The following is a 20,014-nucleotide window of genomic DNA, read 5'->3' as shown; positions in this document are numbered from 1 at the left end:
CGTCAGCGTCCCGGCCCGCGGCCCGTTTCCACGGGCCGGGATACCTCCGCCAGGAGCTCCAGCACGTGCTGGTACTGCTCGCCCGTCGCCCGGGTCATGCCGAGCTCACACGTCCGGTTGCACGAGGCGTGGGCGCCGGCGTCCAGCTCCACGATCTCGGCGGCCTGCCGGGCTGTGGCCGACGCCGTCAGCTCCGGGTGCAGCATGCCGCGGTCGCCGGCAAAGGCACAGCACCCCCAGTTCTCCGGGACCGAGACCTCGGCGGCCACGGCCCGCGCCACGGCCTCGAGCGCCGGGTTCAGCCCCAGCCGGGTCGAGGAGCAGGTGGGGTGCAGGGCCAGGGAGTCCCGCTTTTCGTACGGCCCGAGCACCGGCAGGATCCGCTCGGCGGCGAACTCGACGGCGTCGACGACCCGCAGCGGACGCCGCCCGGGTGCCGGGAGCTCTGCGGCAATCACGGCCAGCAGCCCCTCGGTGCACGACGACGCGTCGCACACCACCGGAAGCTCGCCGTCGCCGGTCGCCTCGCGCAGCGCCGCGAGGGTGCGTGCCGCCATGGCCTCCTGGCCGTCGGCGAGTCCCTTCGAGGACCAGGGCGTGCCGCAGCACAGCCCGTCGATGCCCGGCGGCACCAGCAGGGTCAGCCCCGCCCGCGCACAGAGCTCCTCAAAGCTCATTTGGACCCCGGGCGAGGGGTTCCCGCCCGGTGAGGCCGGCCCGAACCCTGCTGGTCCAAAGATGGTCCCGACGCACGCCGGGAAGTACACCGCGTCCGCCGGACCCACCGGCGCCGGGCGGTGCCGCCGGGTACCGCCCCCGGGCAGCTCGGGGGAGTGCAGCGGCACGGTGTCCGCGCCCAGCAGGGCCCGCGCCAGGGTGTTCGGGCCCCGCACGACGGGGGAGGGGAGCTTCGCGGTGAGGCTCAGGGCGGCGCCGGCCCCGCGGGTGACGCCCGCCCAGGAACCCGCTGCGGCGGTCCCGATGCGCCCGGCGAGGTGGGAGGCGTTCTCGCGCCGGAGCCGCTTCACGAGCGACCCGGTGTTAATGTCGACGGGACACGCCGTCTGGCACATGCCGTCCACGGCGCAGGTCTGCACCGATTCGTAGTCGTAGTCCTTCTCCAGCGCGGCGACCAGGGCGGTATCGCCGTCGAGCCGTGCCTGTTCGATGGCGCGCAGGGTGACGATGCGCTGCCGGGGCGTCAGCGTGAGGTCCTTGCTGGGGCACGCGGGCTCGCAGTAGCCGCAGGAGACGCAGCGGTCCACCTCCTCGGCCACCGCGGGGACGGCCTTGAGGTGGCGCAGGTGCGCCTTCGGGTCCTCGTTGAGGATCACACCGGGGTTCAGCATCCCGGCCGGATCGAACAGCGCCTTGATCTCCCGCATCACGTCGTACAGTTCGTCGCCGTACTGGCGGCGCACGAAGGGTGCCATGACGCGGCCGGTGCCGTGCTCGGCCTTCAGCGAACCGCCCTCGCCGAGCACCAGGTCGACGAGGTCCTCGGTGAACGCCGCGTACCGCTTCAGCTCCGCCGCGGAGGCGAACCCGTCGGTGAGCATGAAGTGGAGATTGCCGTCCTTGGCGTGACCGAAGATGACGCTGTCGGGGTACCCGTAGGTGCCGAACAGCTTCGTGAGTTCGGTGCAGGTGCGCGCCAGGGCTGGGACGGGGACGACGACGTCCTCGAGCAGCGCCGTCGTTCCCTGCGGGCGGGCCCCGGCCACCGAGGCGTAGAGGCCCTTGCGCAGGCGCCACAGTTCGGCGCGGGCGGCGGCGTCGGTGCTGAAGGCGGCGGGGGCGCTCAGGCCCAACGGCGTCAGCGCCGCCGTGCCGGCCGCCTCTGCCTCCGCCAGTTCGTCGGGGGTGTCTGCGGAGTATTCGACGAGCAGCGCCGCGTGGTCGCGGACGGTGAGGTCCCGCACGACGGCGGGGGTGCCGCGGAGGCCCTGGCCCACCTTGAGCGACAGGGCGTCCATCAGTTCGGCGGTGGCGGCGCCGGAGTCGACGAGCGCCGGCAGCGCGGAGTTGGCGGCCTCCAGGTCCTCGAAGACCAGCAGCCCGGTGGTAGTGTGCGGCCGGACCGGGACGGTGCGGAACACGGCCTCGGCGACGAAGCCGAGGGTGCCTTCGCTGCCCACGATCAGGTGCGCCAGCAGCTGCGCAGGGGTATCGAAGTCGAGCAGGGAGTTGAGCCCGTAGCCCATGGTGTTCTTGCGGGAGAACTGCTCGCTGATGATGCGCACCGAGGCGGGGTTGGAGCGCACCCGGCGGGCGAGCCGCAGCAGGCCCTCGTGCAGGGCCGGCTCGAGGGCGCGCAGGCGCTCGTCGGCGTCGGGCGCGCCGGTGTCGATCACTGTGCCGCTCGGCAGCACCACCGTCACCGACTCGAGGGTTTGGTAGGCGTTGTCGGCGGTGCCGCAGTGCATGCCCGAGGAGTTGTTCGCCACCACGCCGCCGATGGTGCACGCTGACTCGCTGGCGGGGTCGGGCCCGAACTTGCGCCCGTACCGGGCCAGCCGGGTGTTGAGCGCCCGGACGGTGACGCCGGGTTCCACGCGCACGCGGGCACCGCCGTCGAGCACCTCCATGCCCCGGAAGTGCTTCCGTACATCGACGAGCACGCCGTCGGTGACGGCCTGGCCGCTGAGGCTCGTGCCGCCCGAGCGCAGGGTGAGGGGGAGCCCCTGGGCGGCCGAGGCACGCAGCAGGGCCCCGACCTCGGCGGCGTCGACCGGGGTTGCCACCGCCTGCGGAACCAGGAGGAAGTGGGAGGCATCGTGGGCGTTCGCGTGCCGGTCCAGGGCCCGCTCACTGACCCTAGCGGCATCGGCGACGACGGCGCGCAGGGCGGAAATCACGCCGCGCGGCCCGGGTGGTGCTGGATCGACAGGAATCCCTCCCGCGGCTGCGGCCCGGCGCCGGACGAGACTGCGGCACCGAGGCGCAGGGCGCCCTCGAGCGAGGTCCCCTTGCCCGCGGCGAGGTCGAGGTCCATGTGCCCGCGGTGGAGTTCCTGGCTGAACTCCTCGAGGAGTTCCGTTGAGGCCTCGAAGAGCCCACCGACCCAGCGGATCCGCGGCGGCAGGCCGTCGAGAAGCGCGGCGGTGGCGGTGCGGGCAAGCTCCCGGCCGGCCGAGCGGAAGATGCCGAGGGCGACGGCGCATCCCTGCGTGGCGGCGTCGGCGACATCGGGCACGAAGGAGGCGAGGACCGCCGCGCGGTCCTGTCGGGTGTAGACGCTGCGGACGAGGTCCTCGGGGGCGCCGAACCGCTCGTGCAGGCGCTCCAACAGGCCGGCCGAACCGCCAACCCGACCGTCATAGCTGCGGTAGGCGGCATCGAGGCCGCGGGCGCCGATCCAGGCGCCGCTGCCGGCGTCGCCGAGGAGGTGGCCCCAGCCGTCGACCCGCTGCCACAGCCCGGCGTGGTCGGTGCCGAGGGCCACGGCCCCGGTCCCCGCCGCGACGACGACCCCCGGCTGTGCCGAGAGGGCGCCGAGGTGCGAGGTGACCACGTCGGAGGCGAGGACCGTGGTGCGCGCCCCGAACCGTGCGCCGAGTTCGGCGTGGACCCCGCCGGCGCTGCGCAGCAGGGTGACGAGGCTGGCCGCACCCAGGACAAGGGTGTCGATGCTCCGGACTCCGGCGGCGTCCCGGGCCGCGGCGACGAGCGGCTCAAGGGTGAGCATCAACTCCTCGACGTCGAGGCCCGACCCGCCGATGCGCACACCGGTGCCGGTGAAGATTGAGGAGGGATCGAGGGGTCCGGCGGCGGGAGTTACGGCGACCCGGCAACCGGTGCCGCCGATATCGATGCCGCAAATCCCCGCGGGGCGCTCAGCGGACGGCATGGACGGGCTCCCGGGTGGTGGCCGGTGTTCGGGGCTGGGTCGTCCACCTGGGGCGGTGCGGGCGTTCCATGAAAGTCCTTCCGGAGCGGTGGGGGCGGGCAGCACCAACGGTAACGCGGTCGGGCAGTCCGGCCACGTGAAACTTATTTTCATTACCCTACCGTCGAATGAAAACCATTGACCATCCTGCCGGGCCTGTGGTCTTCTTGGATCGTGAACAACACCTACAGCGCCTCCGGGGCGGCGGACCGCCGCGAGGCACCGGCGGACCTCGACCGCCTGGAGACCGAGCAGTCCCGCCCCGATCTGGCCGACCTCGACCTGCGGTCGACCCGCGAGCTCGTCGCCCAGATCGCCGCCGAGGACGCCCTTGTCCCCACAGCCACCGCCGCCGCCGGTGAGGCCATCACCGCCGCCGTCGACGCCGTCGTCGACCGGTTGGGCAGGGGAGGTCGGCTCATCTACGTGGGCGCCGGGACCCCCGGCCGGCTCGCCGGGGTCGACGCCGCCGAGTGCGTGCCCACCTTCGGCGTGGACCCCGGACTCGTCGTCGCCCTGATGGCCGGCGGCCCCGCCGCCCTGGTCTCCGCCGTCGAAGGGATCGAGGACGATCCCGACGCCGGCGCCACCGACCTGCGCGGACTCGACGTGGGGGAACTCGACGCCGTCGTCGGGATTGCCGCCTCCGGCCGGACCCCCTACGTGCTCGGGGCCGTGGCGGCGGCGCGGGCCGCCGGCGCCGTCACCATCGGCCTCTCCAACAACCCGGGGACGCTCCTCAGCGCCGCCGTCGACTTTCCCATCGAGGTGCTCACCGGCCCCGAGGTGGTCGCCGGGTCAACCCGCCTGAAGGCGGGCACCGCCCAGAAACTTGTCCTCAACACGGTCTCGACTGCGGCAATGATCCGCCTCGGCAAGACCTACGGAAACCTCATGGTCGACGTCAAGGCCACCAACGGGAAGCTGCGCCAACGGGCGCAGCGGATCGTGGTGGAGGCCACCGGGGCGCCGGCGGCCGAGGCGGCCGGAGCCCTCGAGGCCTCCGGCTGGCACGCGAAGAGCGCCATCGTGATGCTGCTGAAGGGGGTGGACGCCGCCGAGGCCCGGCGCCTCCTCGACGAGCACACCGGCAATGTGCGGGCCGTCCTCGGCGCCGCAACCGCCCAGCCGTGAGGGTCCTTGGGCTGTCCTCGGGCACCTCGGTTGACGCCATCGACGTCGCCGCGGCCGATTTCGAGCTCGACGGCACCGACCTGCGCATGACGCCGCTGGGCCACCGCGAGGTCCCCTACAGCGAGGGCCTGCGGGAGGAGATCCAGCGCGCCATGCCGCCGGCGGCCACCTCGATGGAGGCGGTCACCCGCCTCGACACCCGAATCGGGCAGGAGTTCGCCGCCGCGGCGCAGGCCTTCCTCACCGAGACCGGGAGCAGCGCCGACCTCGTCGTCTCGCACGGGCAGACCCTCTTCCACTGGATCGAGGGCGGCGGCGCCCGGGGGACGCTCCAGCTGGGCCAGCCGGCCTGGATCGCCCGCGCCACCGGGCTTCCGGTGCTCTCCGACGTGCGCAGCAACGACATCGCCGCCGGGGGACAGGGCGCTCCGCTCGTGAGCCTGTTCGACGCCCTGCTGCTCGCCGGCCGCGGCGACGCGGCAGCTGCCCTGAACTCTGCCGCGCTCAACCCTGCCGCCTTGAATCTTGGCGGGATCGCCAACGCCACGGTGATCTGCTCCGGCCAGGACCCGGTCGCCTTTGACACCGGCCCGGCCAACGCGCTCCTCGACGCCGCAGTGCGCGCCGCCACCGGCGGTGCCGAGTCGGTGGACCACGGCGGGGAAGGCGCCCGCGCCGGGACCGTCGACGCCGGTCTCCTCGCGGCCCTGCTCGCCCACCCCTACTACGCGCAGTCCGCGCCGAAGTCTACTGGCCGGGAGATCTTCCACTCCGGCTACCTCGACGCCGTCACCGCGGGCAGGTCGATCGGCAAACCCGACCTGCTGGCCACCCTCACCGAACTGACGGCGCGGACCGTGGCCGATGCCCTGGCCCCGTTCGGAGTGGGCGAGGTGTTCGTCTCCGGCGGAGGAACCCGCAACCTGTTCCTGATGGAGCGGCTCCGGGAGTGGCTCGCGCCGGCGGTGGTGCGCGATGCCGCCGAGCTCGGCATCCATGCCGACGCCAAGGAGGCCTACCTTTTCGCCCTGCTCGGCTTCTTCAGCTGGCATGGGATCCCCGGCACCCTGGCGAGCTGCACCGGAAGCACGATGCCGCCCGTCGCCGGCCGGATCACTCCGGGCGCGCACCCGCTGCGCCTGCCCGAACCGGTAGCCGTTCCGCCCCGGCGCATCACCGTCTCAGTCCCAGTGCCCGACCGTCGCCCCTAGTTCAGGAGATCCCGTGCAACCCCTCGACCTCATCGTGATCCTTGCCTACCTCGCGGGCTCCGCCTGGCTCGGCCTGAAACTCTCGGGCAAGCAGACCAACGTCAAGGACTACTTCCTCGGCAGCCGGGAGCTCCCCTGGTGGGCGGTCTGCCTCTCGGTCGTCGCCACCGAGACCAGCGCCCTCACCGTGATCAGCGTGCCCGCGGTGGCGTACCTCGGAAACATCACCTTCCTCCAGGTGGCCCTCGGCTACCTGATCGGGCGCATTGTCGTCGCCTTCGTCCTCCTCCCGCGCTACTACCGCGGCGAAATGACGACGGCGTACGAGTACCTCGGCCAGCGGTTCGGCCGCGGCATGCAGGGCACCGCGTCGGTGGCCTTCATCCTCACCCGGCTCCTCGCGGACGGTGTCCGGCTCTTCGCCGCTGCCATCCCGGTGAAGGTGATCCTCGATTCCTACGGCCTGAACCTCAACTTCTTCGCCATCATCGCGATCCTCAGCGTCGTCACCATCGCCTACACCTTCTTCGGCGGCATCAAGGCGGTGGTGTGGGTCGACGTCCTGCAGATGGCGCTGTACGTCGTGGGCGGCGTCGTGGCGCTGATCTTCATCACCACGAGCCTCGAGACCAACTTCTGGACCGAAGCCTCCGACGCCGGCAAGACCCAGGTCCTCGACTTCGCCTCGAGCCCGATCTCCGCCCCCTACGCCTTTATCACCGCCGTCGTCGGTGGCGCCCTGCTGTCCACGGCGTCCCACGGCGCAGACCAAATCATCGTGCAGCGGCTGCTCACCACCCGCACCCTGCGGGATGCGCAGAAGGCAGTGATCGGCAGCGCCATTATCGTGTTCTTCCAGTTCGCCCTGTTCCTCACCGTTGGGCTGGGCCTGTGGAGCTACTACGAGCGCAAATCCGTCGAGGAACTCGGGCTGGAGCGCGGCGACCAGATCTTCCCCACGTTCATTGTCGAGGCACTGCCCAGCGGCGTGTCCGGGCTGCTGCTCGCGGGCATCCTCGCCGCCGCGATGAGCACCCTCTCGTCGTCGCTGTCGGCCCTCGCGTCCTCCACCATGTCGGACCTCTACGGGAAGTTCAGCACGCGCCCGCTCTCCGAGGCCCGCGCCCTGAGCCTGAGCCGGCTCTTCACCCTGGGCTGGGGCATCGTCTTCATCGGTGCCGGCGCGCTGTTCACCGGCACCGACAACCCCGTCGTCGAACTCGGCCTCTCGGTCGCCGGGCTCACCTACGGCGGGCTGCTCGGGGCCTTCTTCCTCGGACTCTGGGTGCCGCGGGCCCGCCAGAACGACGCGATCCTTGGCTTCGCCGTCGCCGTCGCACTGATGGTTTACCTGTTCCTGTTCGAACGCACCCTCATCGGCTTCACCTGGTACACGGCCATCGGCGTCGTCGTCACGGTGGGCCTTGGCTTCCTGCTCTCGCTGCGCCACCGCAGCACCGGCACCGCTCCGGTCCGCGAGGAGGTCGGGGCCCGGTGAGGATCGCCATCCATCCCGACGCCGCCGCGGTCGGGGAGCACGCCGCCCGGATCCTCGCGCACACCGTTCAGCGCAGGCCCGACGCCGTCCTGGGCTTCGCCACCGGGTCGAGCCCCGGGGCAACCTATGAGGCGCTCGCCCGGCACCGCCGGGACGGGCTGGCCATGGAGAAGGTGCGCGGCTTCGCGCTCGACGAATACGTCGGACTGCCCGCCGGGCACCCCGAAAGCTACCGTTCGGTGATTGACCGGGAGGTGGTGCGGCGGCTCGGGCTCACCCCGGGCAACGTCCACGTGCCCGACGGCGCGGCCGGAGACCTCGGGGAGGCCTGCCGGTCGTACGAGGAGGCGATCCGGGCCGCCGGCGGGGTCGACGTGCAGCTGCTGGGTATCGGCGCCAACGGGCACATCGGCTTCAATGAGCCGACGTCGTCCTTCGCCAGCCGGACCCGCGTCAAGACGCTCTCCCCGCGCACCCGGGAGGACAACTCCCGTTTCTTCGGCGGGGACATCGCGCAGGTGCCGATGCACTGTCTCACGCAGGGCATCGGCACCATCCTCGAGGCCCGGGCCCTGGTGCTGGTGGCGACCGGGACGGCGAAGGCCGCCGCGGTGGCCCAGATGATTGAGGGACCGCTGGGTGCCTTCTGCCCGGCGACCGCCCTCCAACTCCACGCCCACGCGACGGTGATTCTCGACGAGGAGGCCGCCTCGGAGCTGCGGACCGCCGCCTACTACCGGCACACTGAGGCGAACCGGCCCGGCTGGCAGCTACCCTGAGTCCGGTGACCTCCCTTCCGGTAACGCAGCCCCTCGTCCTCCACTCCGCCCGGCGCCTCACGGAGACCGCCGTCGTGCCCGATGCCTGGCTCCGGCTCGACGGCGGCGTCGTCACCGACACCGGGACAGGGGACTCGTGGCGCGGGCTCGCGGGTGCCGACGTGGAGGTGCTCGACGCGGCCGGGGCGTACCTGGGGCCGGGGTTCGTCGACCTCCACTGCCACGGCGGGGGAGGGGCGTCCTTCGAGGATGCAGACATTAGCCCGGCGCTGCGGATCCACCGGGCCGGCGGGACGACGAGCCTCGTGGCGTCGCTGGTGACCAACCCGCTGCCGGTCCTCGAGGCCTCCCTGCGGTCGCTGGGCGCCGTGCGGGATCCGATACTGCGCGGGTTCCACCTCGAGGGGCCCTTCCTTGCCACCAGCCACTGCGGGGCGCACCGGACCGACTACCTCACGACGCCCACCGTGGAGGCCGTGGACCGGCTGGTTGAGGCCGGAGGCGGTTCGCTGGTGCAGGTCACGATGGCCCCCGAACTCGACCCGGACCTCGCCGCCCTGCGGCGCTTCGTCGACCACGGCGTGCGGGTGGCCGTCGGTCACACCGCGGCGGACTACGAAACGGCGATGCGTGCCTTCGACGCCGGCGCGAGCCTGCTGACCCACACCTTCAACGCCATGGAGCCGCTGCACCACCGGAGGCCCGGGCCGATCGCGGCCGCGCTGGATTCACCGCACGTCACGCTCGAACTCATCGCCGACGGGCTCCACGTCCACGACCCGCTGGTGCGGCTCGCATTCGCGTCGGCGCCCAGCCGGGTGGCGCTGATCACCGATGCGATGGCCGCGGCGGGCGCCGGGGACGGTCGGTACCAAATCGGCTCGCTCGACGTCACAGTGACGAATGGGGAGGCCCGCCTTGAGGGGGGCGGTTCGATCGCCGGCAGCACCCTCACCCTCGATGCCGCAGTGCGCCGGGCGGTGGCGGCCGGCGTCGGGGTCGTCGAGGCCGTTGCGGCGGCGACCGCCGTTCCGGCACGCGCGCTGGGGCTGGAGGCCTACGGAACGACCGAGGTCGGGGCGCGCGGCGGCGTCGTCCTGCTCGATGAGGACCTTACGGTGCTGCGGGTGGTGTGCTGACGAGGTCGGAGTACTCGGGGTTTTCCATCAGGAAGTCTTCAACGAAGGCGCACCCGGCGGCGATCTTCAAGTTCCGTCCGCGGGCATCGCCCAGTGCCCGGTGGATCATCTCCGTGGCAATGCCGCGGCCCTCGAACTCCTCGTCAACGATGGTGTGGGTGAACTCCATGACGCCGTCGGCGAGGCGGTAGGCCGCCAGGCCCACGGGGTCGCCGTCGAGGTAGGCGATGTAGCGGCTCTTCTCCGGGGTGTCGGTGACCGTGAGGCGCGCCTTGGTGTCCTCGTAACTGGTCGGTTCGCCCGCCGGGGTGTCCGATGGGTTGTCTGCCTCGCTGGTCATGGATCCCCTCCTTGAGATACCGCAAGTTTTTCACTCTGCCCCCGGCCGGTCAACGCGGGGCTAGGAGACCTGGAGGCCACCGTTGATGTCGTACGTCGCGGCGGTGATGTACCCGGCGTCCTCGCCCATCAGGAAGGCCATCAGGGCGGCGACCTCCTTCACCGTGCCGACCCTGCCCACGAGGATGTCGCGGGACATCTCCTGCTTGCGTTCCTCGCTGAGGGTGCCGCCCATGATGTCGGTGTCCACGGGGCCCGGCGCCACGCAGTTGACCGTGATGTTGTGTTCGCCCATCTCACGCGCCAGCGCCCGGGTGAACCCGATGATGGCGCCCTTGGACGCGCTGTAGGCGACCTTGGAGTAGGTGCCGCCACCGCGCTGGGCCGAGATCGAGGAGACACTCACCACGCGTCCGAGCTTCCGGTCGATCATTCCGCCCAGCACCCGCTGGGTCACGAGGAAGGTCCCGGTCATGTTCACCGCGAAGACCCGGTCCCACGCCTCCTTGGTCTCCTTCATGAATTCCGTGGGCGAACTAATGCCGGCCAGGTTGCCCAGCGCCACAACCGGCGGCAGCTCCACTTCGACCCGGCCGACCGCGGCGTCCACCGACGCGCTGTCCGAGACGTCGACTCCCACCCCGAGGGCCTGGACCCCGTGCCGCCCGGCAAGATCGGCGGCCGCCTCCTCGGCGGCCCCGGCGTCGATGTCGAGGATGGCGATGGACCAGCCCTGGCCCGCCAGGGTGTCCGCCAGGGCGCGTCCGATGCCGCGCGGCGAGGCGGCGCCCGTGAGGACCGCCGTCTTCTCGGTGGGGAAGGCCGGGCTTTGTGCCATGTTCATCAGCTCCTGAAACTGTCCGGGTGGTGGATGAAGTGCTCGTAGTCGTCGTAGGTCTGGTTGATGTGCGCTTCCATGGCCCTGCGGGCCGCTTCGGGGTCCCCGGAGCGGATGGTATCGAGTACGAGGGTGTGGTGCCGGATCGCGTGTTTCTGGACCTCCCGGAAGGCGGAGGTCTCGCGGCGCATCGCGTAGAGCAGCTGTCCCAGCGGTCCGACGATGACCGGCACGAACGGGTTCGCGGAGGCGCGCAGGACGGCGTCATGGAAGTCGAGGTCCGCGGTGGTGACGGCGTCGAGGTCCTCCGCGGCGTGGGCGGCCACGAGCGCGTCCACCGCGGCGGCCATGCGCTGGAGGTCATCGTCGGTGGCGTGCCGGGCGGCGAGTTCGGCGGCACCGGTTTCGACCATGCGGCGGACTTCGAGCAGGCGCAGTGCCACGTCGCTTGAGCCGGCCTCATGCGAGGCGGCACGGACAATGGCCTCGAGGTTCGTCCATAGTGCCGGTGGATTGACGAAGGTGCCGAGCCCGCGTCGGACCTTGACGATGTTCTGGGCCTGCAGCGTCTTCAGCGCCTCGCGGACGGTGAGCCGGCTGACGTCCGCCGCCCGGGCGAGCTCAGCCTCGGCGGGGAGGGCCGTGTGCGGGGGATACACGCCTTCGATCACCCGCTGCAGCAGGTCCTCGAAGACGGTTTCAGCCAGTGGTCTCCTGCCCATCGGCGGTGTCCCCCTTCCCGGTCGGACGGAGGTCGGGCACGGGGGGCTGGCAGCGGGTGGGCGCGAGCACCCGAATCACCGCCGAGTCGTCGGCCGCGGCGAGGCCCTGCGCCTGGCCGAGGAGGAACAGCTGCTCGGCGGCCGCCGCGACGGGCGCGGCGAGGCCGGCGGACCGGGCGGCGGTGCCGACGATTCCGAGGTCCTTGACGAAGATGTCGAGCCGGCTCAGCACGTCGACGCCGCCGTCGTACCCCTCGATCATGCGCGGCCCGCGGTTGGAGAGCATGAACGAGGCGCCCGCCCCCGCCTCCAGGGCGGCAAGCGCTAGGCCTTGGTCGAGCCCGAGGGCATCGGCCAGGGCGAGGGCCTCGGCGGCCGCGGCGATGTGCACCCCGCACAGCAGTTGGTTCACGGTCTTCATGGCCTGCCCGTCGCCGGGCCGGGGGCCGACGACGGTGAGGGTGGAGGCCAACCGCTCAAGGACCGGGCCGGCCTTCTCGAGGGCGCCGGGTTCCGCGCCGACGACGATGAGCAGATCGCCCTCCTCGGCGCGGACAGGGCCGCCGGAGAGGGGAGCGTCGATGAGGTCAACCTGCAGGGCGGCCAGGCGTTCGGTCCATGCGGGCACCGCGTCCACGCCCACGGTGCTGGTGATCACGACGGCGGTACCCGGCTCGAGGGCTCCGGCGACGCCGGTTGCACCGAAAAGCACCTCCTCGACCTGCACGGCGTTGCGGACGGCGAGCAGGATGATCCCTGCGCCGCCGACCGCCTTCCGGGCGGAGTCCGCGCACGGCACGCCGGCCGCCTCGGCCGCGGCACGCAGCGCCTCCGCCGGGTCGAAGCCGCGCACGGGAAAGGCGCCCGCGAGCCGGCGGGCCATCGGCAGGCCCATCGCCCCGAGCCCGAGCACGGCGACGGGAGGGTGCGGCTGGTCGCTCATGGCTGCGTCCTTTCCCGCCCGGCCCGGGGGGCCGCGGCGTGAAGGGCTTCCGGGTGTGCGCTGAGGGTTGAGACGACGTCGGCCAGCGACTCGTCGTTGCCGACGTTGCCCGCAAAGACGACGAAGGGGATGCCGCGGGCGGGGCCGTCGACGGGCTCCCACAGCGAGACGATCCCCGGGAGCATCGGGCCACGCACCACAGCATGGCGGATGCCCAGCCCGTGGGCGGCGACGTCGGAGGAGGTGATGCCACCCTTGGCGATGACGAAGCGCACGGGCGTAGCGGCGAGGGTGGCGCGGACGACGTCGACGACGGCCCGGGAGACAAGGCGTGCGATCTCCAGGCTCCGCTCCGGATCCTCGGAGCGGACCAGCTGCCGGCTGGTGGAGAGGATGACCTCGCCGCGGGCGAGCCCCGCGGCGACGGCGGAGGTGGTGGCGGCGACCTCGGCGTCGCGCCGGGCCGGGTCGAGGAGGGTCTCGACGGCGAGCTCCACCCGGACCGCCGAGGGGTGCCGGCGCACCAGGGCCTCGAGTTGCCGGGTGGTGAGGCCCACGTGGGAGCCGACCACGATGAGCCCGCCCGTCCCGGATGCCTCACCCGGGGAGGTTCCGGTGCCGTGTTTGCCTGCAGTTGGGTTTTCGCCGTCGGGCTTCGGGCTGCCCTGGGTCCCGGCGCGGCCGAAGATCTCGGCGGCGGTCAGCGGGGCGTGCCCGCGCTGGCCGATCCGGGCGCGGACAAACGGCGGGCCCACCCGGTACAGCAACCTGCGGCCGCGGCGTTCGGCCTCGTGGAGTCCGAGGGAGAGGGCGCGGAGGTCGTCCTCGGTGACCGCGTCGGCGACGATCGGTACGGCGCCGCGGGCGGCGTCGAGCGCGTCGGCGATGCCGGCCGGGCCGCCGCGGACCGTGGCGAGGTCGAGGCGGATCACCGCGGCGGCGGGAAGCCGTCCGGAGGATTTCTCCTCGACGTACCCGGCGAGGTCGGAGCGGGTGAATCCGAAGGTGGCGTCGCGGGCGAATTCGGTCTCCGCCAGCGGGGTGAGGCCGCCGTCGCCGTCGCGCAGGTAGTGGACGCCGCCGATGGTGACGCGGCCGGCGTCGGGAAAGGCGGGGACGATGACGACGCCGTCCGTCTCGATCCCCTGCACGGTGCGGAGGGTGGCTGCGATGGTGTCGGGTTCAAGCGGGAAGTGGCCGCGCAGGGTGGAGTCGCTGCGGCTGACGAACCCGACGCTGACACCGGAGGAGGCGGCCGCCGCCAGGGCGTTCGTGACGATCTCCCGGTTGCGGTGCTCGGCCTGCGCGGGGTCCAGGCTGCGCGTGTTCGTCAGGACGTAGACGGCCGGGGCGGGCGCGCCGTGGATGCGGTGGGAGAACGCCCATTGGAAGTCCCCGGGCTCCCACGCGGTGAGCACCGGGAGGTCGGCGACCGACTGGGTTCCAGTGGGGTCGTCGTCGAGCACCACCAGGACCCGGCCCGAGGCCGCCACGGCCGCCGCGATCTCCTGCGGGTCGACGGAGACGGATGCGGGAAAGGCAGCGAGCAACGCTGCTTCGCGTGTCAAGTGGATGCACTCCCTCGAACGGAGACCTTGTCAGATGTCATATGTGTGGTGTTAGTGTTTCAGCCAGCACCGGGCCCGTCAACGACTTCACGGCCCTTGCGAAAGAAACACCAACTGGGCGGGCAACGGGGCCTTCCCAGCCTGACGAGGGGTACATCACCGTGGATATACAACTTCTTTTGGCGTTGGTGCTGGGGATCGCCACCATCGTTATCCTGGTGCTCCGCACGCGCCTCGACGCGTTCGTTGCACTGCTCATCGCGGCCCTGGTGACCGGCCTCGTCGCCGGCCAGGCTCCGCTGGAAATCGTCACTGCCATCACTACCGGGTTCGGCAACACCCTTGCCTCGATCGGCATCGTGATCGGGCTCGGCGTAGGGATCGGCAAGATCCTGGAGGTCTCGGGGGCCGCCAACGCCCTGGCCCTGGCCTTCCTGAAACTCTTCGGCAAGGGCCGCGAACCGTGGGCGATGGGCAGCGTGGGAGCACTCGTGTCCATCCCGGTGTTCTGCGACTCCGGCTACGTCATCATGAACCCACTGGCACGCTCCATCGCGCGGGTGAAGCGGAGCGGCTACATCGTCCTGGCCCTGGCGCTCGGGTGCGGCATGACGCTCACCCACCACCTCGTGCCGCCGACCCCCGGTCCGTTGGCCGTGGCCGGCATCCTCGGGGCCGACCTCGGCGCCCTGATCCTGGCCGGGCTCGTCTTCACGATCATCCTGTTGCCCATTGTTGTCTTTTACGCCAAGTGGATGGGACCGAAGCTCGAGCCGGAGATGAGTTCCGCTGTCCGCGAGGCCGTCTACGGCACGGCCGCCGCGGTCTCCGCCGGTGGTTCACGGTCCACCGGGGCCGGTGCGGGCGGGACGCCTTCCACCGGGACATCCCTCGCCGACCGCACTCCAGCCGCGGACGCCTCGCCGACCGGCGCACACGCCGCCGGGAACTTCGACGACGACGACGATTTCGGCGGCGGCTCCATGGGGCAGGACGCCGGCACGGACCTCGGCACGCCGCCCGAAGGGGCGAAGCCGCATCGGGTGGGCGCGTTCGTCGCGTCGCTGCCCCTGCTCGTGCCGCTGCTGCTGATCATCCTCAATACGGTCAGCGGCGCCATCGACCAGAGCAACCAGGGCGTCGTGGGCACCGGGGAGTACGAGCCGTCGGCCTGGGCCGCGCCGCTGGCCTTCATCGGCAACCCCGTGGTGGCACTGGTGATCGGCGTCCTGCTGGCCGTCTACGTCCTGCTGCCGCGCTGGACCCCGCGCTCCAAGGTGCAGGGCTGGTTCGCCGACGCCGCCGCCTCGGCCGGCCTGATCCTGCTGATCACCGGCGCCGGTGGCGCCCTGGGCCAGGTGCTGCGCAGCTCCGGGGTGGGCGACGCCCTCGCCGAGGCGATCGCCGCGACGCCGCTGCCGGCGTTCCTCGTGCCGTTCCTGATCGCCACCCTCGTACGGATCGCCCAGGGCTCAGGCACCGTCGCCATGATCACCGCGGCGTCGGTGACGGCACCGCTTGTCACGTCCCTCGGGATCGACCCCATCGTTGCCGCCCTCGCCTGCACGGCCGGGTCAATGGTGTTCAGCTACTTCAACGACTCCTACTTCTGGGTGGTCACCCGGTTCGCCGGGCTCGACGGCACGGCCGCCCTGCGTGGCTGGTCCGGCATCACGACCGCCGTCTGGGCAGGGTCCATCCCGCTGCTGTTCCTCGCGAACCTCGTGCTCGGCTAGGGGTTCTCCGCCGGAGGCCGTCGTCCTGAAAGGGGCGGCGGCCTCCTCCATGTCCGGTGGAATCCTGGCCCGGAGAGGTTCAAAGCTGCCGGACGCACTCCCCGGTTCCGAGCCGGGCCAACCCGGCGCGGTCGCCGTCGGCGAAGTCCGTCACGTTGCTGTTGCGTGCGTTCATCAGCTGGTTGGGGTCCTCGATGTGGTCGAGCCCGACGACGTGGCCGAGTTCGTGCATAATCACGCCGCGCACGACGTCGGGGCCTCCCGGGTAGGTGAGGACGTGGGAGAGGGCGGGGGCGTCGAGCTGCACTTGGCCCGTGACGTAGACATACGGGTTGCCCGGAGTATTCACTGCGCTGCTGCCACCGAGCCCGGCGGTATCTCCGGCAAGCTCGGGGCTCTCCTCCGGCGTCGACCAGGCGACGAGGATCGGCGCCCACCTCTCGCCGTAGGTCTCGGGCTGGAAGGACTCGCGTTCCTCCGAGGGGGCCTCGGTCGTGGCGCCGTCGTTAATGAACTGCAGGCCGGTCGCGGCGGACACGCTCGCGAAGGCCTCCTCGATCAGCCCCTCGGAGCCGCGTGGGGCGTTGTCGGGGCGTACGACGTAATGGATCGGGCGGCAGGGGTCGTAGGCGACGAAATCCTGCTCGTCGGTGGGAGAGGCGTGAAAGCGGTAGGCGTCGGAGGCAGCCACCTCGGGGGGCTTCCCGAGCGGTGCGTCCGACGCTTCGACTCCCCATGGCGGCACGCTGGCGCCCGGGAAGTAGGGCAGGGCCGCCGGGAGGACGTACCGTTCGAAGACGCCGGGGCCGAAGAAGAGCCCGGCCACCAGGGCGAGGCCGAGGCCGGTGCGCAGCCGGCGGCCGGTGCGGGTGGAGGGCCGCTTTCGCCGCGGGGGAGGCAGGGTGCCTGCCCGCGGTGGTGGAGGCGGCCAGCCGTGGGACCGGCCCCCGGTGGCATTGAACCCCCGCAGCTGCTGGTTCAGGGATTCTTCGAGGGCCCAGGCGGGGGTGCGCCCGCTGGGGGACTTCCGTTGAGGTGTGCCGCCCTCGCGCGGTCCGCTCCCGGCCGATCCACCGGCGGGCGGTCGATCGTCCGGGTACGGCATACCGTCACCGGCTCTCAGCCGACGAGCTTCGCGTAGACGACATAGTTGTCGTCGAATTCGCCGGTCTCGGGGTTGAATCCGTCGCAGGTGATCAGGCGCAGCTCGGCTCCCTCGGTGTTCCCATAGACCTTATCGGTGGGGAAGGCGTCCTTGGCGTACTGCTCGCCGCGGTCGAAGGTGAAGACCGCCGTCGTGCCGTCCTCTCGGGTCACCTCGATGGTGTCCCCGGCCTTGAGCTTGCGCAGCTCGGCGAAGATGCCCGGTCCGCCGTCGGTGGCGTTGACGTGGCCGAGGAGGACGGCAGGTCCGCGCTCGCCGGGGGTGGGGGAGCCGTTGTACCAGCCGGCGGGGGCGCCGGGGCCGTCCGGTGGAACCTCGAGGGCGCCGTTGCCGCGCAGGCCGAGGCTGAGCAGCTCCGAGGTGGCACCGATTGAGGGGATGCGGAAGGAGGCGGGCTGCGACTCGGGGAGGACCGGGAGGTCCGCGGCCGTCGTCGGCGTCTGGACCTGCGGTGCTGTCGGAGCCGGTGCGGGGGTGGGTGAGGCCGACGTCGTCGGGGCGTTTTCGAGCAGCTGGGCCGGGGCCTCGGAGGCGCAGCCGGAGAGCAGGAAGAAGGCAACCGCCGCAGCAGCCATGCGGCTCCTGCGGCGGTTGCCGGATGAACTAACCATGCGTAGGACGATATCCGATCAGTTCGAACGAAGGGTGGTCAGGACGAAGTGGCGGTGCAGCGGCGGACGACGTAGGTGCCGCCGGCTGCTACGGCCAGGACGAGGCCGCCACCGAGGACCAGCGCGCCGGTGTTGTCGCCTGCCGGCTCCTGGGCGACACCGGTTCCGACCCCACCAACAGGCATGGTGGGAACCTGGGGCTGGGTAACCGGTGCCGGCTGGTTGTTCTCCCGAATGATGCGCTCAACGATGCCCGCGTCATACGCAGGGGTGCCGGCAGCGTCGCAGCCGAATCCGTCGCTGTCGGCATCCAGTTTCGGCTGGTAGCCGGGTGTGCCGGCAGGAATGTTGTAGACGCCGACGGCGGCCGCGGCCTCACAGTTTGCGAAGGGCAGTGTCACGGCGGCCGAGGCGGGTGACGCCGAAAGTGCGGTGAAGCCCGCCGCGGCGGCGACCGCAAGGATTGCTGTGCTCTTTTTCACGCTTATCCCCCTAACTTTTGGTGTGACCAGAGTTTTCCCTGTGACGGGACAACCGAGATTCTAAGCAAACTTTGAAAGCGAATGGAAGGTTCTCAAAGCGTCCATTGCCCCGAAAGGCCCAGTAACTTCCGACCCGCGCGCACGGGGACCTGTTGACACAAAATGTGATCCCTGTCATATTTTGCGAAGAGCGCATTATGCATCGAGTTGTGTATTACGCAATTCGATGCCATGCGCGGGTCCGACGACGTACGAGGAGTCTTTGCATCATGACAGAAACCGGTTACGACTATGTCATCGTCGGCGGTGGGAGCGCCGGGTCGGCGCTCGCGAACCGATTGAGCGCCGGTGGCGACCGGACCGTGCTGGTGCTTGAGGCAGGACGCAGTGACTACCCGTGGGACCTGTTCATCCAGATGCCGGCCGCCCTCACCTTCCCCAGCGGCAATCCGTTCTATGACTGGCGCTACCAGTCCGACCCCGAGCCGCACATGGGGGGCCGCCGCATTGCGCATGCCCGCGGCAAGGTGCTTGGGGGATCGAGTTCGATCAACGGCATGATCTTCCAGCGCGGCAACCCGCTGGACTACGAACGCTGGGGAGCCGACCCGGGGATGGACACCTGGGACTTCGCCCACTGCCTGCCCTATTTCAACCGGATGGAAACCGCGCTGGCCGCCGACGCCGACGATGACCTGCGCGGCCATTCCGGGCCGCTCAAGCTCGAGCGCGGACCGGCGACCAACCCACTGTTCCAGGCGTTCTTCGAGGCGGCCCAGGAAGCGGGCTACCCGCTCACCGACGACGTCAACGGTTACCGGCAGGAAGGTTTCGCCGCCTTCGACCGGAACGTCCACAAGGGCCAGCGGCTCTCCGCTTCCCGGGCCTACCTCCGCCCGGAGCTCCGCCGCAGAAACCTCACCGTGCGGACGCGGGCCTTCGTCACGAAGGTGAACTTCAGCGGAAACGTGGCAACGGGCGTCACCTACCGCAGGAACGGCCGCCTCTCCACCGTGAACGCGGGCGAGGTCATCCTCGCCGGCGGAGCCATCAACACCCCCCAGCTGCTGCAGCTCTCCGGCGTGGGCGACAGCCGGCACCTTGGATCGTTCGGGATTCCGACCGTCGCCGATCTGCCCGGCGTTGGGGAGAACCTCCAGGACCACCTTGAGGTGTACATCCAGCACGCGTGCACCGAACCGGTCTCGATGCAGCCCAACCTCAGCCTGTGGCGCTACCCATTCATCGGGCTCCAGTGGCTGCTCGGACGCACCGGACCGGCCGCCACGAACCACTTCGAAGGGGGAGGCTTCGTCCGCTCGAACGACGAGGTCGCCTACCCGAACCTCATGTTCCACTTCCTTCCGGTCGCGGTGCGGTACGACGGCCAGAAAGCCGAGGCCAAACACGGCTACCAGGTGCACATCGGCCCCATGTACTCCGATGCGCGCGGCAGCCTGAAGATTCGGTCGACGGACCCGACCGTCCACCCGTCCCTGCTGTTCAACTACCTCTCCACCGACCAGGACCGCCGGGAGTGGGTCGAGGCGGTGCAGGTGGCCCGCGACATCCTGGGCCGGCCCGCGATGGGCCGGTTCAACGGTGGCGAAATGTCCCCCGGCCCGGCGGTGCGCACCGACGCGGAGATCCTCGAGTGGGTGGCCCGTGACGCGGAGACCGCCCTTCACCCCTCCTGCACGGCGAAGATGGGGCCGGATTCGGACCCGATGGCGGTGGTGGATCCGCTCAGCATGAAGGTCCATGGCACCGAGGGGCTCCGGGTTGTCGATGCGTCGGCGATGCCCTACGTCACCAACGGCAACATCTACGCGCCCGTGATGATGCTGGCGGAGAAGGCGGCCGACCTGATCCTCGGCAACACCCCGCTTGCCCCGCAGCACACCGAGTTCTACCGCCACGGCATCAGCCCCCTGGCCCGCAGCTGACCGGCCCGGTGCCG

At 71.1% G+C, this 20,014-nt stretch carries 17 protein-coding genes; 7 read left to right on the top strand and 10 right to left on the bottom strand.

Annotated elements, in window-relative coordinates:
* Positions 1–2: 2 nt before the first annotated feature.
* Positions 3–2,858 carry an FAD-binding and (Fe-S)-binding domain-containing protein gene (locus tag ACX80W_RS10065; protein WP_459282835.1) on the bottom strand — a complete coding sequence of 952 codons (2,856 nt, stop codon included), beginning with the start codon at positions 2,856–2,858 and terminating at the stop codon, positions 3–5.
* Entirely contained in the window at positions 2,855–3,850 is a 996-nt protein-coding gene (locus ACX80W_RS10060; RefSeq protein ID WP_459282833.1) for an N-acetylglucosamine kinase, read from the bottom strand. Before ACX80W_RS10060 ends, ACX80W_RS10065 begins: the two co-directional genes overlap by 4 nt.
* Positions 3,851–4,027: 177 nt before the next feature.
* Here ACX80W_RS10060 and murQ point away from each other — a divergent pair, with 177 nt between their 5' ends.
* The 5 genes from murQ to nagA are packed head-to-tail and all read left to right on the top strand — an operon-like array spanning position 4,028 to position 9,650.
* Positions 4,028–5,023, top strand: a complete 996-nt coding sequence (gene murQ / locus ACX80W_RS10055) for an N-acetylmuramic acid 6-phosphate etherase (RefSeq protein ID WP_459282832.1) — start codon at positions 4,028–4,030, stop codon at positions 5,021–5,023.
* Positions 5,020–6,234, top strand: a complete 1,215-nt coding sequence (locus ACX80W_RS10050; RefSeq protein WP_459282830.1) for an anhydro-N-acetylmuramic acid kinase — start codon at positions 5,020–5,022, stop codon at positions 6,232–6,234. The genes murQ and ACX80W_RS10050 overlap by 4 nt, the downstream gene beginning before the upstream one ends.
* Positions 6,235–6,247: 13 nt before the next feature.
* Positions 6,248–7,732, top strand: a complete 1,485-nt coding sequence (locus tag ACX80W_RS10045) for a sodium:solute symporter (protein WP_459282829.1) — start codon at positions 6,248–6,250, stop codon at positions 7,730–7,732.
* Positions 7,729–8,511 carry a glucosamine-6-phosphate deaminase gene (gene nagB, locus ACX80W_RS10040; protein ID WP_459282827.1) on the top strand — a complete coding sequence of 261 codons (783 nt, stop codon included), beginning with the start codon at positions 7,729–7,731 and terminating at the stop codon, positions 8,509–8,511. Before ACX80W_RS10045 ends, nagB begins: the two co-directional genes overlap by 4 nt.
* A gap of 5 nt (positions 8,512–8,516) precedes the next feature.
* On the top strand, positions 8,517–9,650 hold the full coding sequence (gene nagA, locus ACX80W_RS10035; RefSeq protein ID WP_459282825.1) for an N-acetylglucosamine-6-phosphate deacetylase: 1,134 nt from the start codon (positions 8,517–8,519) through the stop codon (positions 9,648–9,650).
* Here the strand turns inward: nagA and ACX80W_RS10030 are convergent.
* From ACX80W_RS10030 to ACX80W_RS10010, 5 genes are read right to left on the bottom strand one after another with little or no spacing between them, the layout of a single operon-like run.
* Positions 9,625–9,990, bottom strand: coding sequence for a GNAT family N-acetyltransferase (locus tag ACX80W_RS10030; RefSeq protein ID WP_459282823.1), 366 nt, complete (start codon positions 9,988–9,990; stop codon positions 9,625–9,627). The two genes, nagA and ACX80W_RS10030, sit on opposite strands and share 26 nt — an antisense overlap.
* A 60-nt stretch (positions 9,991–10,050) precedes the next feature.
* The gene (locus ACX80W_RS10025) at positions 10,051–10,827 is read right to left on the bottom strand and encodes an SDR family NAD(P)-dependent oxidoreductase (RefSeq protein WP_459282888.1); all 777 of its coding nucleotides are present in this window, start codon (positions 10,825–10,827) and stop codon (positions 10,051–10,053) included.
* A gap of 5 nt (positions 10,828–10,832) precedes the next feature.
* Positions 10,833–11,549 (bottom strand): FadR/GntR family transcriptional regulator, encoded by a 717-nt coding sequence (locus ACX80W_RS10020; protein ID WP_459282821.1) that lies wholly within the window; start codon positions 11,547–11,549, stop codon positions 10,833–10,835.
* Positions 11,527–12,492 (bottom strand): NAD(P)-dependent oxidoreductase, encoded by a 966-nt coding sequence (locus ACX80W_RS10015; protein WP_459282819.1) that lies wholly within the window; start codon positions 12,490–12,492, stop codon positions 11,527–11,529. Before ACX80W_RS10015 ends, ACX80W_RS10020 begins: the two co-directional genes overlap by 23 nt.
* Positions 12,489–14,060, bottom strand: coding sequence for a four-carbon acid sugar kinase family protein (locus ACX80W_RS10010; protein WP_459282817.1), 1,572 nt, complete (start codon positions 14,058–14,060; stop codon positions 12,489–12,491). The genes ACX80W_RS10015 and ACX80W_RS10010 overlap by 4 nt, the downstream gene beginning before the upstream one ends.
* A gap of 161 nt (positions 14,061–14,221) precedes the next feature.
* On the opposite strand from ACX80W_RS10010, the gene ACX80W_RS10005 reads away from it, so the two are divergent.
* Complete coding sequence (locus tag ACX80W_RS10005; protein WP_459282816.1) at positions 14,222–15,796, top strand: GntP family permease; 1,575 nt, start codon at positions 14,222–14,224, stop codon at positions 15,794–15,796.
* A 79-nt stretch (positions 15,797–15,875) separates the two neighbouring features.
* Here ACX80W_RS10005 and ACX80W_RS10000 read toward each other — a convergent pair whose 3' ends face one another.
* The 3 genes from ACX80W_RS10000 to ACX80W_RS09990 are packed head-to-tail and all read right to left on the bottom strand — an operon-like array spanning position 15,876 to position 18,054.
* On the bottom strand, positions 15,876–16,901 hold the full coding sequence (locus ACX80W_RS10000) for a zinc metalloprotease (RefSeq protein WP_459282814.1): 1,026 nt from the start codon (positions 16,899–16,901) through the stop codon (positions 15,876–15,878).
* 14 nt (positions 16,902–16,915) lie between these two features.
* The gene (locus ACX80W_RS09995) at positions 16,916–17,572 is read right to left on the bottom strand and encodes a class F sortase (RefSeq protein ID WP_459282813.1); all 657 of its coding nucleotides are present in this window, start codon (positions 17,570–17,572) and stop codon (positions 16,916–16,918) included.
* Positions 17,573–17,610: 38 nt separating this feature from the next.
* Positions 17,611–18,054: an excalibur calcium-binding domain-containing protein gene (locus ACX80W_RS09990; protein WP_459282811.1), complete on the bottom strand. Its 444-nt coding sequence runs from the start codon at positions 18,052–18,054 to the stop codon at positions 17,611–17,613.
* Between the two features lie 269 nt (positions 18,055–18,323).
* On the opposite strand from ACX80W_RS09990, the gene betA reads away from it, so the two are divergent.
* Positions 18,324–20,000: a choline dehydrogenase gene (gene betA / locus ACX80W_RS09985; RefSeq protein WP_459282809.1), complete on the top strand. Its 1,677-nt coding sequence runs from the start codon at positions 18,324–18,326 to the stop codon at positions 19,998–20,000.
* Positions 20,001–20,014 lie beyond the last annotated feature (14 nt).

Source organism: Arthrobacter melezitosi (genome assembly GCF_054511055.1).
The sequence above is the reverse complement of the archived record's forward strand: the minus strand, read 5'-3'. Positions and strand labels throughout refer to the sequence as shown.